Origin of the sequence: Mycobacterium sp. NPDC050853 (assembly GCF_040653875.1) — a bacterium.
GTDB lineage: Bacteria > Actinomycetota > Actinomycetes > Mycobacteriales > Mycobacteriaceae > Mycobacterium.
Genome location: NZ_JBFAGW010000001.1, coordinates 1,166,206 through 1,178,796 on the forward strand (window position 1 = coordinate 1,166,206; position 12,591 = coordinate 1,178,796).

Sequence of the window (12,591 nt, forward strand, 5' to 3'; positions counted from 1 at the left end):
CGGCCGGTGAAACTATCCGTGTCGGTGGCGCTGGTCATCGTTGTCGTTTTTGGCGCGCTCGACTTCTTGTTGTGGAAGCACTACCACTCGCCGGCTGCGACGCTCGTTGCAGTCGGCGCGCTTGGAGTCGCCTGCTTCGCTCAGTTCCAAGCGTCCAGATCAGCGCACAATTCATCGAAGGCGTATGCGCTCGCGCAGGCGAACGAGGATCGCGCCAAGTACGGATGGATGATCACCGTGCATCCCGAAGGAGACCGCTACGTGCTACGTAATACCCGCACTTTGGCGGCCCAGGACGTCCGATTCATTAACGTCGACCCGCACACGATGCTCAGCTTCGAACAGCACGAAGGCGAGGACGGGCCGACTGTAGAAGCTGGCCATGCCGTCGCGTTCCACGCCCGCTTCACCTACGGAAGTAGCGGCAACGCAGTCGAATTGGATTGGTTGCCCGCCGGTGAAACGGAACGCAAGTCGTTCAGAGACGTACTCGACGATATCCCCAATAAAATGTTGGACGAGGTAGTCAAGCGTCGCGAAGTCGAACGCGATGCCGAAGCAGCCATGGACAGGGCGTGGTGCACTGAGATGCGCAAGATTCTGATCGACCTAGCCGCGGCGTGGGGCGAATACAAAGCAAACGGCACCAGCCAGAACAAAATGCGAGTGCAGGGCCTTGTATCAGTGTTGCCTAGCAATATGGTTCGAGCAATGGGTTTTGAGGTCGACGTGCCGCGTGATTTCTGGGGGATGCATCAGTGGCCGTTTGAGGATTTCGTGCAGGATGCGCAGGACAAGAAACTGATCCACGAAAACGCGCCCATGATCGAACTCATGTGGAATCTGACGTGGGTACAGATCCCCCGACGACGTGAAGGCGACCTGTCGCAACCGCCCGACCACTGGTATCGGTTGGAACACGCCATCTACGGCTACATCAAACTGGTGCGCAATCGCGAGCAAGGCAAGGTCGAGTATCGCGACGGGCAACGTGACCGCGAGAGCCGCGAGAGCCGCGAGAGCCGCGAGAGCCGCGAGAGCCGCGAGAGAGCCTTGCAGATGATGCAACAGCATGGAGCGACGTCCGAAAACCCGAAGCACGCGCGACAGGGCGAGCCGATTGAATCACCCGGCAGCGGCGGCAATTGAGTCACCCTTGTGTCACTCTTGAACGCGCCGCCTGAGCGTCGCGTATTTGTGGCGTAATGCACGTACAGAGCTGTGGGTGCGCCCCAGGCTCTGGGCAGCTTCGACAACGGTCATGCTGCGGTCTAACGCGATCTCGACATCGGCGTCGGTCCAGGGCTGCTTATGGTTGACGGCCGTGGGCCAGGTGGCCTCTTGACGTCGTGACCGCTCCGCCTCAGCCGCGGATCTACATTGCGGGCACAGGCATCCGTATCGGCTCACAGCGGTGTAGGTGCCGTGCAGATGTTCGGGAACCTTGCCCTGCAGGCGCCCCAGCCACCGAGCCCGAGCCACACTCACCGAATTGACCGAACGCCCCAATTCAGCGGCAATCTCAGTGGGCGTGCGGGACTCGTCGGTCAGGACAGCGATCTCTTCCTTGGTCCAGAGGCGCTGCCGTATCGGCTCACTGGGCGCCTCCCGAGCCGGGATCAGACCAAACGCCTTTTGGCGCTGCAGATCCCGAATGCGCTTGATCGCCCGGAAAGAACGCCCCAACCGGCGGGCCGCCTCGGCGCGAGAAATTGACCGATCCAACGCGATCGCGATCTCCTGAGGTGCCCATGACCCATAGCAGGCAATATCGGCCTGGACCACCTGCGCCAGCTCGCCGGCACCGCTGCGCTTCTGGGCCAGGAGCTGCTCAATATCACGTCCCCGATACCGCTTTCGTGCCTTCTGCACCTGCACCCTCGTGCGGCCCAACCTCTCACCGGCCTCAGCGCATGACAGAGCCCGATCCAACGCCACCGCCAACTCATCGGCGGTCCACCGCCTCTGACCTACATCACCTGCCACGAACGACAGGTTACGGCTGAGTCTCCGTACACACGGTGAACTTGCGCACCGCGTGCGGGAAACCGCCTGTAGGACTACACCCCGCGTTCGTGGTGGTATTCAAGATGACCTTGAGCGGCTTCTCCCGCTTCGGCTTCGACGCATCATCACAGGTCGCGCGAACCGCTGTCACCTTCCCGATGCTCAGGCAGTCCTTCGCACTCCATGCGTAATCCAGACAGGCCGTGAACTCGCCCTCTTCTGGATACATGTAGAACTTGTGATCGACATCGGCTGGGCACTGATCGGGTGTCGAAACACGCTGAATCACCTTGTAGCCGTTAAAAGGCGAACCGCAATCAACGACATTCAACTTCGCCGCCGTGCTAGGGCCAACCAAACTCACACACGCACCCACCGGCGCAATAGACGCACCGGGTATCCCGGACGCCTGCACCGGAAACTGCCCAGAAATTTCATCGAACGCCTGCTGGGGTGGCGGAGCGGGCGTTACGTCAGACGCATCCGTTCCGCCGCAGGCTGCGGTTGCAGCGACTACGGCCAATACCGCGCCGGTTCGCCTAATCACCGCTGTTGCCCGACCCGTTCAGTTTGCGATACAGATAAATTGCGTACCCCAAGCCGTAGACGCCCACTACCCCCTCCGTGAGTACGAGAGAAAGTCCCGCACTGTAAATAGCCCCGATGATAGATCCAGCTATCAAAATGATAGACCCAACCGCAATCAAGGCGATCGTAAGTCTCGGGTTCGACTTCATTATTCTTATCTGCCCTTCTGACACAGCTATTACCTATTGGCGCAATCGATCCCGTTTACCACGGCGCCGGTAGTCGCGACCGCTCCACCGAGGATTGTCAGACCTGCTCCGACCGCGGGCGCCCCACCGAGCGCACCTACTCCGGTTAATGACAATAGCCCTCCCCCAATTACCATTACGCCACCGACTATCGCCATGCCGATGTTCATCTTCTCACCGACCGTGCACAGGTCTTTCTTGTTTTCTAGCTGTGCAATCCTTTCATCTTTCTCCCGGCTAGTTTTCTCTAGATCCTCTACCCTCTGCTCAAGGCTAGGTTTTTCTGAGGTGCTCGGTGGGCAAGCGCCATTGCATGGTGACGGCGTGGGGGTCGGATCCAGCCAGGGATCGAACCAAGCCGGGCTGCGGCCCCCTCCACCGCCCACGCTTCCGCCGACGCTCACCAATGAGGCTGCGGCAGGGTTGCCCATTTTGAGCATGGCGGATTGGCATTTCTGCTGCCGCTGGTCCAACTGTTGGGTCGTGTCGTCCTGCTTGTTCTGCGGTTGCTGCTGGTTCGGTTGCTGCTGTTGCGGCTGCTGACCCTGCTGGGGCTGTTGTGGCGAGTTTTGTTGCGGTGCTTGGGCATCTGGATTCGGCTTGCCGGGGCCTTGGGTATAGCCCGGATTGCTTTGATAATCCGGGATCTGGCTGCCATGTTGCGGCTGCTGCGCCTGCTGAGGCTGCTGCCCGGCCTGTTGGCCTGGAACCTGTTGCGCACCAGGCGATCCCGTGTTATAGATTGAGACCCCGTTGTCCTGGTTCATCGGCGGCTGGTTGTTGCCGCCCTGATAATCGGGCATTGAACTGGGCATTTGAGGCGGCTGGAACTGCTGACCCCCGTCCATGCCCGGCCCGCCGGTAGGTCCGCCCGGCCCTGTTGGATCCGCCGCTACAGTCGCTACCGCCGAGAACCCACTACCAGGGGCGGTGTTGTCATCGACAACCTTCGCTCCACCGACAGCCAGGGCGATAATCGCCACCACCGCAGACACCCGCCGCAAACCCGCAGGCATCGTCCAACGATCCTTCATAACCATGAATGCAACCGCCCCTTTCAGTCGGCGCTCAGCGCGCCCCAGGGCAGATCATTACACACAGATCGTTGCCATGTCGACAAAACCCCAGACAATCAGTTAGCCACAGGAGCCCCACTCCTCCATCGGCCCTGGTAGAGCCAACATGCAGCCCCACGGTCAGCGCCATGATCTTGGAGCAACCTCAGGCCACCTAGTCCGTGCCCCTGCGGGCATATCGGAACGCATTCGCCAGACCTCGTCCGCACTGTGCAGCCATGCGCAACGGAGACCCCCAGATCACATAGTGGCGTGGCGGCGACACCACCATTACGGTGAACTGCATGAATGGCGACGAGAATTCCCTGCTCGCACAGGCACACCAGCTAGCCAAACGTGATCAACAGAACGAGGATGACCGGAGTCGCCAGATCTTTGAAGGCCGCGTCGAGCAAGTAGCAAGGTTCGTTGCCAAGCACAGCCCAGGATGCTCACGGGCACTAGCAATAACTCTTGGGCGCTCGCCAGAGGACCCCCTCTTCGCAGATCGCACCTGGGAGCTCTCAAAGGTTGGCGAAGAGGAAATCGACTTCAACAGCGACAACGCTCTGATGATCGACAGTAAGTTCCTGCCGCAACTCGTCACAAACCTGGAGGGGTACGCCATCGGCGCCCACCATTTCTACGAGTCAGACCGCTACACCTTCGGATTGACCGGCATGGGTCACAATTGGTTTGGAATCTCCGATCTGGCCAGCTTCGGTGAATTGACCCTGAAGTATCCAGACTCGCACAAGTGGTCAAGCGTGGAGCTATCGCAGTACTCCCGACAACGAGCCGAGAGCTAATCCACACAAAGCTGAAGCTCAATGAGGGTCGACCCGCAAGCCATGGGAACGACCCTCATTCGCTCAAACGCCTACTTCGAAACCGTCACATCGAGACCACCGGGCAGCTGCCCGAACTTGGCACCAACCGTCAACGCATACGCAGCCGCAAGACTTTTCAGATACCCCGCCGACGTTGTGTTCGCCGCCGATGCCTTGATCTGCCGCAGCAACGTCAGCTTCGCATCCCGCTCCGCCTGATCCACGTCCTCAACGCCGTTGTCACTCACCGTCACTTCTCCCCTTCAGCGGATGTGCCATCAATGAAGCCCTGAAATGTCCGAGCCGCAGCTAAGACATCGCCCGTTCCCGGATGTGCCCCGGCCGACGCCCGCGCGGTCGCCCACTTATTCGCCTCAACCAACGCGGTGACCCTCAGCTCCTGTGGACTCAATTCCGCCATCGCGGATACCCCTCTCCGCCACGGCGCCCTGCCGTAGCGGCGTAACGCTAGCCGCTACGCACTAGTAACAAGATCCGAACGCCGAAAACTCTTCGCACACAACACATACCAGGAAGTCCCCTCCTGACACGGTCAGCTTCCCCAACCGCCGTCCCAGAAGGGGACCCCCGATCAACTAGCTGCCCAGATACGTCGGCGTCTTTGTAGGAACCGTAGGCAGCGACAACAGCGCACCCGGGCACCGAACAGAGGCCTCCGGCACGTTCGGAGTCGCCCATTTCGCCAGCACAGTCCCCGAATTACTGCCGAACGAATCCGAATAGCCGAACAGCTCCACAGTGGTAGGGACCGTCTTCGGTGGGACAGCGAACGCAATGTCGCCCCACGCGTGATCGTTATCGACCGGAGACCCGAGTAGCGGCCCACCGAACGAACCCAGATCAAACGTGCCGTTCTTCACGGGCTGAACGTTGCCGGTTTGCAGCCGCCAACTCGCCGTCGGAATCGAACCCTTAGACGCGCCAGCACGAACGTGGAACACCACGACACGACCCTCATCGGCCGTCGCGCAGGTCGGGCCCGCATCCACAGCCACAGTGCCTTCGAATTCGTCGCCGCCCCAGCCCGGACCATGCCCCTTGATCTGCGCCGGGGAATTCAGCTGGTTCGCATCTGTGCCGCCGGAATCATCGCTATCGCAGGACGTCAACGCGAACGCGCCGACCACCGCGATGCTCACGGCGACACCACGAGAGATTTTCTTTTTCAACATTGATTTCTCCTTGACTTTGCCCAGGTCAGATGCCTGGGCAAAGCCAGAAGGTGCGACAAAGCGGGGCCGTCCCGTTTTGGCGGGTCGACACCACACTGGTACCGTCAACACCCTGCCACCCAAGCAGTGTGAATCGGTCCCAGGCCCGGTCGCCATCCCAGGCACACGGGCTTGGGATCCTTCCAGCTCAAGTCAAATCCTAAACACGTAATTCGCTTGAGCGACACAAGCGGACACGCTGAAACCCCAGATCACGGGCAGATAACCCGACATTTGCTGTGGAACAGCCACGGTTCTTAGAATTGTGGATAAGTCCGAAAAGAGCTGGTCAACAGGATCGTCCGCTTGTGGACAACCTGTGAGCTACATGTGGATTGCAGCAAACGTTAGCCCAAAAATTAAATTTTTCCCGACATACGGAACTTCCTGGCGTGTCCACCCGTCTTAGGCCCCAATCCGCGAGTTTCGCCCGCGGTTCCGATCTTCCTCTCCTCAATCCGTCGGCGCCCGACTCTGCGCTGAATCACAGATCGGCACCCCTCGGATAGAGCGCTACCCCTCCCCGCCAACAGCTCGCGCCCGCACGTTGTAGACCGTCGCCCGCGACACGCCGAACTCGGCAGCAAGATCCACCGGCGACTCACCAGCGGCCAGACGTTCCAACACCACCGCCGTCTGCTCATCGGTCAACGCAGGCTTGCGGCCCTTGTACACACCTTTGCCCTTGGCGATCTCGATGCCCTCACGCTGACGCTCCCGGATCATCGACCGCTCGAACTCCGCCACCGCACCAAGCATCGACAGCAGCAGCGTAGACATCGGGGCATCGTCACCCGTGAACGTCAGGCTCTCCTTGACGAACTCGACCTTGACACCGCGGCCTGTCTGCTCCCGCACGATGCGCCGTAAGTCGTCCAGATTGCGGGCCAGCCGGTCCATCGAATGAACCACGAGGGTGTCGCCCTCACGCACATAGGCCAACGCCGCCCCAAGCTGCGGCCGGTTCGTGTCCTTGCCGCTGGCCTGGTCGATGAATACCCGATCCAGCGCTACGCCATCCAACTGCGTCTCGGGAATTTGGGCCAGCGTTACTTCGATTTGGCCGCGGTCGATAATCACATCGAGGCCGTCGAGCTGCCGGGCGACGTTCTGGTCCGCGTCCGAGACCCGGACGTAGCCGACCCGCTGCCCCGTCATGCTTCCTCCCATTCGGGGTGCCACAGCAGCACTGCGGGCAGCCGGACGTATTGGCGTTCAACGATGTATCCATCAGTGCCCCGAACCACCGCGTTGCCGGGCAGTGCATTGAGCTGCTCGACCGTGCGGATGGTGCACGTCTCGCGCCACATCGCGGCCTGGTGAGCGGGGTGGTCGTCGATGGCGCCCTGCCACTCACACGGGTAGGTGCAGTCCTCCGGACCCCAGGAGTACTGGCCGAGCGCGTGTTCCGTAAGCACCTCTCGGAGACGCGGCAAAGCCGCCCCCTCGGCAGGAGCGGCTTGCGGCGAGCTGTCATCGCTCATCGGATCATCATCCCTTCGTCATGTGAGATCGGACCAGTCGGCCCAGGTTGGAAGTGGCTGGCCGTCCCAGTGCACGATCGCGATGGGTCGGTCGCGTTCGTTGAGCAGGGTTCCCTCGGCGTTGGTGTGCCGATGCTTCACGCGTCGATCGGTCAGCGCGCTGCGGATTGCGTCGAGGTAGGAACCGTTGAATGTCTCGTCCACGAACACCGCGTCCAGGGCGTCGTCGATGCCCTCGCGCTCGGTGATCGTGTCGGCTATCAGAGCGCCGAGGAGACGAGTCTCTGGCGCGCTGGCCATGGTTTCCAGGTGGGCCAGGTAGGACAGCAGTTGTGCGGTGGTGCGGGCGTCAATCTTGGCCTGGAGGTTCTCGCGGGCGCGGTCGGCCGTCACGCGTCGACCAGCCGGATGGAACCGGTAACGACCAGCGCGGGGACGTTCGGTTCTGTGCCGCTGACGCACTGATGCTCAACGAACACCCGATCCTGCGGAATACCCGTGCGGGTTGTCGGCGTGTGGAACGGCTCGACGTCCTGGTCGCGCGATGCGGTGAACGTCTGCAGCCGGAACAGCCGGACTCCGTACCGGTCGATTCCCGTCACGGCGGCAGTGAACTTCTGCCCTTTGGTCAGCTTGGTGATCATCAGAACTCCACTTCGCAGAACTCGCGCACCATTGCCGGCAGGTATCCGCGCATGGAGCCGCTGAATCTCGCCTCGCCCCTGCAGACTTCGTTGTGGGTCAAGTGGATGAGGCGGTATTCGCCGTCGTCGGTGACGATGCGGGCGAAGTCGAGGTTGTCGCTGAGTGCGCGCTCGGGCCGGACTCGTACCTCGATCCACCCTCGGGCGGTTGTGGTGACCTGGTAGTCGCCTCCTAGCGCGTCGGAGACGTCGGCAATGAGGGGGCGGACTGGGGTGTTGGCGGTGGCCATGTGAACTCCTCGTTTTCTAACTAGGTTCTAAACCACAGTAGATCACTGTCTAACAATTCGTCAACCACCATTTTTAGACAGTAATAGTGCAGGTCACCGATAATTTTCCGGAATCGCCAAACAGTCCGGCACGGGTATACCCCAGTTAGACGGTCTCGGCTCCGTCGTCGCTGAGGTCGGGCAACAGCTCGCCACACCAATCGCACTGCAGCATGTCGTCGGCAGCGTTCGGACTGAGCACGAGGTGCGGGCAATCTTCGTCGTCGTCGGCCATCTGCTCGAGCACGCGCGCAGCCCACGAATCGGCCGGCGCCTCCTTGAGGCCCTGCGCCTTCCGGGTGACGGCCAGCCACTCGGCCAGCTCGTCGACCGGGATGCCATCGAGGGCGAGCACCTGCCGGGCCACCTCCACGTGGATCTCCCACAGCGGATCGTCCGGCCCGGCGACGAACGCGAACAGCTCGCGGCACTCGGCCGCCACCGCCGCATCCAACGCTGCAGCGTCGAGCCGTCCCTCGGCCACGTCCTTGGCCACCGACATCGCGGCCTTGATCGCATCCTGTGCGGGCTCTGATGGGGCGGTCACTGCTCGACCACTTCGGCGTCGATGATGGGCTGAGCGGAGATAGCCGACCGGCCCGAGGCGGCGAGCGCCAGCAGCTCGGCCTCGGCGCGCTCAAGCACGGCTACGGCGGTCGTGACGTTCACGTTGACCTCCTCGGGTACGACGATGAACAGGCCCCATAGCTTGGCTTCCTTTTCGTAGCTGTCGAGCACGGCGCGACCGAGCTCAGAGACGGTGCGGCTCTCCCCCTTTGCCTGGGCTTTGGCCATGGTCTGCATGAGGATCCCGCGGACCTGGCGGATGCCGTCACCGTTCGCGCGGCGGGCGATTTCGAGGGTGTCGGGTGGGTTCTTCTTGAGCCACGAGGTTGCGGCTTTCTGCGCGGATTGGGGCGAGTTGAAGCCGGTGGCTTCGGCGACTTCGCGCCAGGTTCGGCCTGCGATGTGGAGTTGCCAGGCTTTTTCGGCGCGTTGGTTTGAGCCTTGGCGGTTCATGACTGGCGGCATGGTGGTGGATTTTCTTTGTTGGGGGTGCTGGTGGCGTTCGTCGGCGGACGGTTGATGGGTCGGGGTTTTGGGGGTGGGTGGGTGAATTACATGGGTGTTCTTTGGCCCCTGGCTGCCCCGTGGGGCGGTTTTCAGCCTGTTTCGGGCGTGGTTGGGCCTGGGGGTGGGTTCCAGCCCATTTGGGCGCGGATGGCGGCGAGTCCTCTGCGGGCGGCTTCGGCGTGGTCGACGTGGCGGCATGGGAGTTCGTCACGGATGCCGTTGGTGTCGCAGAGGTCGCAGTTGCGGATGGCGTCGTGGTCTTGGGCTTCGGTGGGTTCTGGTGTGGCTGCGGTTCGTTCGTCGGCCCAGGGGTCGTAGGGGTCACGCATCGTCGGCCTCCTCGGTTCGGCTGCTGAGTGCTGCTCGGACGAGTTGGCGGCCGCGGGCGTTGGTGTCAGCTTGGGCGGGGTTGTGGTTGCAGACTTGGCCGTTGCGGTAGCCGTCGTGGTCGCAGAGGTCGCAGGCGTTGATGGCTTGTGCGCGGAGTTCGGCGGCTTCGTGGACGGCTTGGGTGCGTGCGGCCGATTGGGCGTTTGTCTGGCGTTGGGTCCAGCGTTCGTGTGCCTTGCGGAAGTTGGCGCAGGGGCCGCAGTTGTCCTCGACGTCGTCGGGGTCGTCGCGGTGGAGTTTGCATCGGGTGTGGGGTTCGTTGCCTGTGCCGGGCGCTGCGGTGTGGCCGGTGTCGGCCTCGCGTGTGTGCGCGTGCGTACCCCCCACTTGAGTAGTTACCAAGGTGAGAGAACCTGAACCTGAACCTGAACCTGAACCCGAGGGTCCCTGGGTGGGTCCCGGGGAGGGTCCCTCGGTGGGTCCCGTTTCCCCAGGTCGCGGGGAGGGTCCCGTAGACCCTCCCGGGGTGGGTCCTGTGGAGGGTCCCGGGGTCCCTCCCGTAGACCCTCCCTCGAATGGTTCGGGGAACGGCTCCGGGTAACCGTCGGCCAGGGTTTTGAGGTGTGTTCGGGCCATGACGGCGGTCTGGCTGAGCGAGTCCCGTAGACGCTTGGCGTAGTCCTTGTCGCTCTTCACCTCCGGCACTTCCATGCGGTCCAGTTCGGTGGCGAGTACGGCGGCGAACTTGGGTGAGTCGATTACGGCCAGGATGCGCAGCGCGGCCAGGAACATGGTGGGCTGCTTGTCGAGCTCGTCGCGCCGGATACGGGACCGGATGAGTACCTCTCCGGTGTCCTCGTCGGTGAAGACGTAGCCGCGGTGCTCCATGCGCACGAGTGCCGCCTGGAGGTCGTCGACGGTGGGTAGTTGGTCTCCGTCGCGCATGGCCTTGCGCCAGCGGGTGAAGTTGATGGGCTGGATGCCGGCGGCGTTGACGGCGCGTTGGCCGTTGAGGACTTGGAAGAACAGCTTGTCGAAGATGGGTTGGCTGCAGAAGTCGTCGTCGGACCATTGGGAGAACAGGTTTTTGGCGTACTCGCGGGTCGTCACTGTGCTGCCTCTGCGGTGGTTGGTGTGGGCGGTGTGCTGATTTCATTCGTCGGGGGTGAAGAGGCGGCGTGTCGTGTGGCCCCGTCGTGCTCACGGTTGACGCCTCCCCAGATTCCGAACGGCTCGCGGTTCGCGCGGGCGGTGGCCCTGCACTCGACCCTCACGGGGCATTGCGCGCACACCGCCTCGGCTTCCCGCGCGGTGACGGTGTCGGAGGCGTCGGGGTAGAACAGTTCGGGGTCGTGGTCGCGGCACACGGCGCGCGCCTGCCAGTTCCGTTGACGCATGATCAGTGGCCTTTCAGATCGTCGGGAAGGGGCACGACGCCCGGCGGGAGGACTCGTAAACGTGTTCGGCTGCCGAAGGTTTGGCCGCATGAGCACATGTGGTCGCCGTCGTGGCCTTCGTCGAGCGCGCAGTCACATGGCGTCCCCTCGACCCACCAGCCGCATACTTCGCCGGTCATCTACCTAATACGCCCGCCAGGATCCGACGTGCGGTGAATTCGCGCCGCCGTCGTTGCCGGTGAATACAGAGCCGCTGGTCTTCCCGTCCATGAGGGATTCACCCGCTATGACGAGCGCCCACCCAAGTAGGTAATCAGCGCCACACGGCGTCAGATTGGCTTCTTCCCATGCGGCCTGGTCGATTTGAACACTGACCATGACCCGGGGCTCGCTGTCCGCAGTTTCACCCATTTGTCCGACGTCCCCTTCGCCTAATCGGTCTTGGGCGTGGGCAATTGGCGTGGTGACCTTGCCGGCGTTTATGCCAGCCGCAGTGTTCACAGCGGCCCAGCTCGCGGCATTCGTCGGACGTGAACAGCACCCGAGGCAGCTCACCCATTACCAGTCCAATTCGGGAGCTAGCGAGGCCTCCTCGTGCTGTTGGGAATTCCGGCCCATTTGCTGATCCGGATGCCTTACGCTGCGCGCATGGCTAACCCTGCGCAGCTCCTCCTGGACCAATTTCGATCGTGGAATAGGCCGGTGACCGCCGAGAAAGCGCGGATCGAGAGTCGAGAAGACCCGTGGCTTGACCATCGGATTGCCGTCCGCCACCTCGATGCAATCGAGGAACTTCTCAACCAGATGGCCGATGCCGGGCGTAACACCTCGGTGTTCCAGCGCACCTTTCCAGAGTGGGTGTACACCGTATTTGTGTTCAACCGCGGTTGGCAGGCTCCGAGCTCGGGCGCGATTGATCGCACCGCGTTGGACCACCTCGAGAATCTGGCTGATCGCCTGGACGACTTCGTGCCGACTCTCCAGTCGGACGGTCTTGAGAAAATCGCCAACTACGCGGACCGCGTGAGCACGGCCCTTGACAGCGACAACTCTCTTGACCCGCTGCTGAAACTCCATGTCAGACAGGTCATTACCCATCTGAAATGGTGTGTGGACCACTACGCCCAGGTGGGGGATTTTGACCTTCAGGAAGCGACCGAACGCCTCGCATCGTCGGTCATCCGTGCCGCCGCCAACAGCGCGGATAAGAGCAAATGGAACACCGTAGTGGAAACTTTCGTCTGGCCGTTCGCGGTGAACGTCGTCGCTGCGATACCTGGGTCCGCTCTCGCGGCATTGGTACTCGGCGCGGGGTAGCGAAGCTACCTGCCCGTCGACGGCCGCGCGTGTGCTCGTTGGGAACACTTCAGCAGGGGGACATGTGGCATCCGTCCACTCAATTCCCGTCTTGTCGCTCATTCCTTGTTGTCTCC

The 12,591-nt window shown here is 62.2% G+C and carries 19 protein-coding genes; 3 read left to right on the forward strand and 16 right to left on the reverse strand.

Annotated elements, in window-relative coordinates; translation table 11 throughout:
• The first annotated feature begins 6 nt into the window (after nucleotides 1-6).
• Nucleotides 7-1,149, forward strand: a complete 1,143-nt coding sequence (locus AB0H22_RS05735; RefSeq protein WP_358145354.1) for a hypothetical protein — start codon at nucleotides 7-9, stop codon at nucleotides 1,147-1,149.
• A gap of 12 nt (nucleotides 1,150-1,161) precedes the next feature.
• Here the strand turns inward: AB0H22_RS05735 and AB0H22_RS05740 are convergent, their stop codons facing one another.
• From AB0H22_RS05740 to AB0H22_RS05750, 3 genes are all read right to left on the reverse strand, one after another.
• On the reverse strand, nucleotides 1,162-1,938 hold the full coding sequence (locus tag AB0H22_RS05740; RefSeq protein ID WP_358146096.1) for a hypothetical protein: 777 nt from the start codon (nucleotides 1,936-1,938) through the stop codon (nucleotides 1,162-1,164).
• Between the two features lie 58 nt (nucleotides 1,939-1,996).
• A complete protein-coding gene (locus AB0H22_RS05745; RefSeq protein ID WP_358146098.1) occupies nucleotides 1,997-2,383 on the reverse strand; it encodes a hypothetical protein in 387 nt (128 codons plus the stop codon).
• Between the two features lie 390 nt (nucleotides 2,384-2,773).
• Nucleotides 2,774-3,823 carry a hypothetical protein gene (locus tag AB0H22_RS05750; protein WP_358145356.1) on the reverse strand — a complete coding sequence of 350 codons (1,050 nt, stop codon included), beginning with the start codon at nucleotides 3,821-3,823 and terminating at the stop codon, nucleotides 2,774-2,776.
• A 320-nt stretch (nucleotides 3,824-4,143) separates the two neighbouring features.
• Here AB0H22_RS05750 and AB0H22_RS05755 point away from each other — a divergent pair, with 320 nt between their 5' ends.
• The gene (locus AB0H22_RS05755; RefSeq protein ID WP_358145358.1) at nucleotides 4,144-4,647 is read left to right on the forward strand and encodes a hypothetical protein; all 504 of its coding nucleotides are present in this window, start codon (nucleotides 4,144-4,146) and stop codon (nucleotides 4,645-4,647) included.
• 71 nt (nucleotides 4,648-4,718) lie between these two features.
• On the opposite strand, the gene AB0H22_RS05760 is transcribed toward AB0H22_RS05755, so the two are convergent.
• From AB0H22_RS05760 to AB0H22_RS05820, 13 genes are all read right to left on the reverse strand, one after another.
• Entirely contained in the window at nucleotides 4,719-4,916 is a 198-nt protein-coding gene (locus AB0H22_RS05760) for a hypothetical protein (protein ID WP_358145361.1), read from the reverse strand.
• Nucleotides 4,917-5,264: 348 nt separating this feature from the next.
• On the reverse strand, nucleotides 5,265-5,861 hold the full coding sequence (locus AB0H22_RS05765; RefSeq protein WP_358145363.1) for a hypothetical protein: 597 nt from the start codon (nucleotides 5,859-5,861) through the stop codon (nucleotides 5,265-5,267).
• A gap of 552 nt (nucleotides 5,862-6,413) precedes the next feature.
• Nucleotides 6,414-7,058, reverse strand: a complete 645-nt coding sequence (locus AB0H22_RS05770; RefSeq protein WP_358145365.1) for a recombinase family protein — start codon at nucleotides 7,056-7,058, stop codon at nucleotides 6,414-6,416.
• Nucleotides 7,055-7,384: a hypothetical protein gene (locus tag AB0H22_RS05775; RefSeq protein ID WP_358145368.1), complete on the reverse strand. Its 330-nt coding sequence runs from the start codon at nucleotides 7,382-7,384 to the stop codon at nucleotides 7,055-7,057. Before AB0H22_RS05775 ends, AB0H22_RS05770 begins: the two co-directional genes overlap by 4 nt.
• An 18-nt stretch (nucleotides 7,385-7,402) precedes the next feature.
• The gene (locus AB0H22_RS05780; protein ID WP_358145370.1) at nucleotides 7,403-7,777 is read right to left on the reverse strand and encodes a hypothetical protein; all 375 of its coding nucleotides are present in this window, start codon (nucleotides 7,775-7,777) and stop codon (nucleotides 7,403-7,405) included.
• A complete protein-coding gene (locus AB0H22_RS05785; RefSeq protein ID WP_358145372.1) occupies nucleotides 7,774-8,028 on the reverse strand; it encodes a hypothetical protein in 255 nt (84 codons plus the stop codon). The genes AB0H22_RS05780 and AB0H22_RS05785 overlap by 4 nt, the downstream gene beginning before the upstream one ends.
• Nucleotides 8,028-8,318, reverse strand: a complete 291-nt coding sequence (locus tag AB0H22_RS05790) for a hypothetical protein (RefSeq protein WP_358145374.1) — start codon at nucleotides 8,316-8,318, stop codon at nucleotides 8,028-8,030. Before AB0H22_RS05790 ends, AB0H22_RS05785 begins: the two co-directional genes overlap by 1 nt.
• 145 nt (nucleotides 8,319-8,463) lie before the next feature.
• Nucleotides 8,464-8,904 carry a flagellar hook-length control protein gene (locus AB0H22_RS05795; RefSeq protein WP_358145376.1) on the reverse strand — a complete coding sequence of 147 codons (441 nt, stop codon included), beginning with the start codon at nucleotides 8,902-8,904 and terminating at the stop codon, nucleotides 8,464-8,466.
• Nucleotides 8,901-9,377, reverse strand: coding sequence for a hypothetical protein (locus AB0H22_RS05800; RefSeq protein WP_358145379.1), 477 nt, complete (start codon nucleotides 9,375-9,377; stop codon nucleotides 8,901-8,903). The genes AB0H22_RS05795 and AB0H22_RS05800 overlap by 4 nt, the downstream gene beginning before the upstream one ends.
• A gap of 143 nt (nucleotides 9,378-9,520) precedes the next feature.
• The gene (locus AB0H22_RS05805; protein ID WP_358145381.1) at nucleotides 9,521-9,760 is read right to left on the reverse strand and encodes a hypothetical protein; all 240 of its coding nucleotides are present in this window, start codon (nucleotides 9,758-9,760) and stop codon (nucleotides 9,521-9,523) included.
• Nucleotides 9,753-10,871 (reverse strand): hypothetical protein, encoded by a 1,119-nt coding sequence (locus tag AB0H22_RS05810; protein WP_358145383.1) that lies wholly within the window; start codon nucleotides 10,869-10,871, stop codon nucleotides 9,753-9,755. Before AB0H22_RS05810 ends, AB0H22_RS05805 begins: the two co-directional genes overlap by 8 nt.
• On the reverse strand, nucleotides 10,868-11,158 hold the full coding sequence (locus AB0H22_RS05815; RefSeq protein WP_358145385.1) for a WhiB family transcriptional regulator: 291 nt from the start codon (nucleotides 11,156-11,158) through the stop codon (nucleotides 10,868-10,870). Before AB0H22_RS05815 ends, AB0H22_RS05810 begins: the two co-directional genes overlap by 4 nt.
• Nucleotides 11,159-11,341: 183 nt before the next feature.
• Nucleotides 11,342-11,569 carry a hypothetical protein gene (locus tag AB0H22_RS05820; protein ID WP_358145387.1) on the reverse strand — a complete coding sequence of 76 codons (228 nt, stop codon included), beginning with the start codon at nucleotides 11,567-11,569 and terminating at the stop codon, nucleotides 11,342-11,344.
• 183 nt (nucleotides 11,570-11,752) lie between these two features.
• Here AB0H22_RS05820 and AB0H22_RS05825 point away from each other — a divergent pair, with 183 nt between their 5' ends.
• Entirely contained in the window at nucleotides 11,753-12,475 is a 723-nt protein-coding gene (locus AB0H22_RS05825) for a hypothetical protein (RefSeq protein ID WP_358145389.1), read from the forward strand.
• The last annotated feature ends 116 nt before the right edge of the window (nucleotides 12,476-12,591 follow it).

Coding starts and splice junctions, on each gene's coding strand:
- AB0H22_RS05750 (WP_358145356.1), bottom strand. CDS start 3,823: ATGGTTATGAAGGATCGTTGGACGATGCCTGCGGGTTTGCGGCGGGTG.
- AB0H22_RS05755 (WP_358145358.1), top strand. CDS start 4,144: ATGAATGGCGACGAGAATTCCCTGCTCGCACAGGCACACCAGCTAGCC.
- AB0H22_RS05765 (WP_358145363.1), bottom strand. CDS start 5,861: ATGTTGAAAAAGAAAATCTCTCGTGGTGTCGCCGTGAGCATCGCGGTG.
- AB0H22_RS05770 (WP_358145365.1), bottom strand. CDS start 7,058: ATGACGGGGCAGCGGGTCGGCTACGTCCGGGTCTCGGACGCGGACCAG.
- AB0H22_RS05775 (WP_358145368.1), bottom strand. CDS start 7,384: ATGAGCGATGACAGCTCGCCGCAAGCCGCTCCTGCCGAGGGGGCGGCT.
- AB0H22_RS05785 (WP_358145372.1), bottom strand. CDS start 8,028: ATGATCACCAAGCTGACCAAAGGGCAGAAGTTCACTGCCGCCGTGACG.
- AB0H22_RS05790 (WP_358145374.1), bottom strand. CDS start 8,318: ATGGCCACCGCCAACACCCCAGTCCGCCCCCTCATTGCCGACGTCTCC.
- AB0H22_RS05800 (WP_358145379.1), bottom strand. CDS start 9,377: ATGAACCGCCAAGGCTCAAACCAACGCGCCGAAAAAGCCTGGCAACTC.
- AB0H22_RS05805 (WP_358145381.1), bottom strand. CDS start 9,760: ATGCGTGACCCCTACGACCCCTGGGCCGACGAACGAACCGCAGCCACA.
- AB0H22_RS05815 (WP_358145385.1), bottom strand. CDS start 11,158: ATGCGTCAACGGAACTGGCAGGCGCGCGCCGTGTGCCGCGACCACGAC.
- AB0H22_RS05820 (WP_358145387.1), bottom strand. CDS start 11,569: ATGGGTGAAACTGCGGACAGCGAGCCCCGGGTCATGGTCAGTGTTCAA.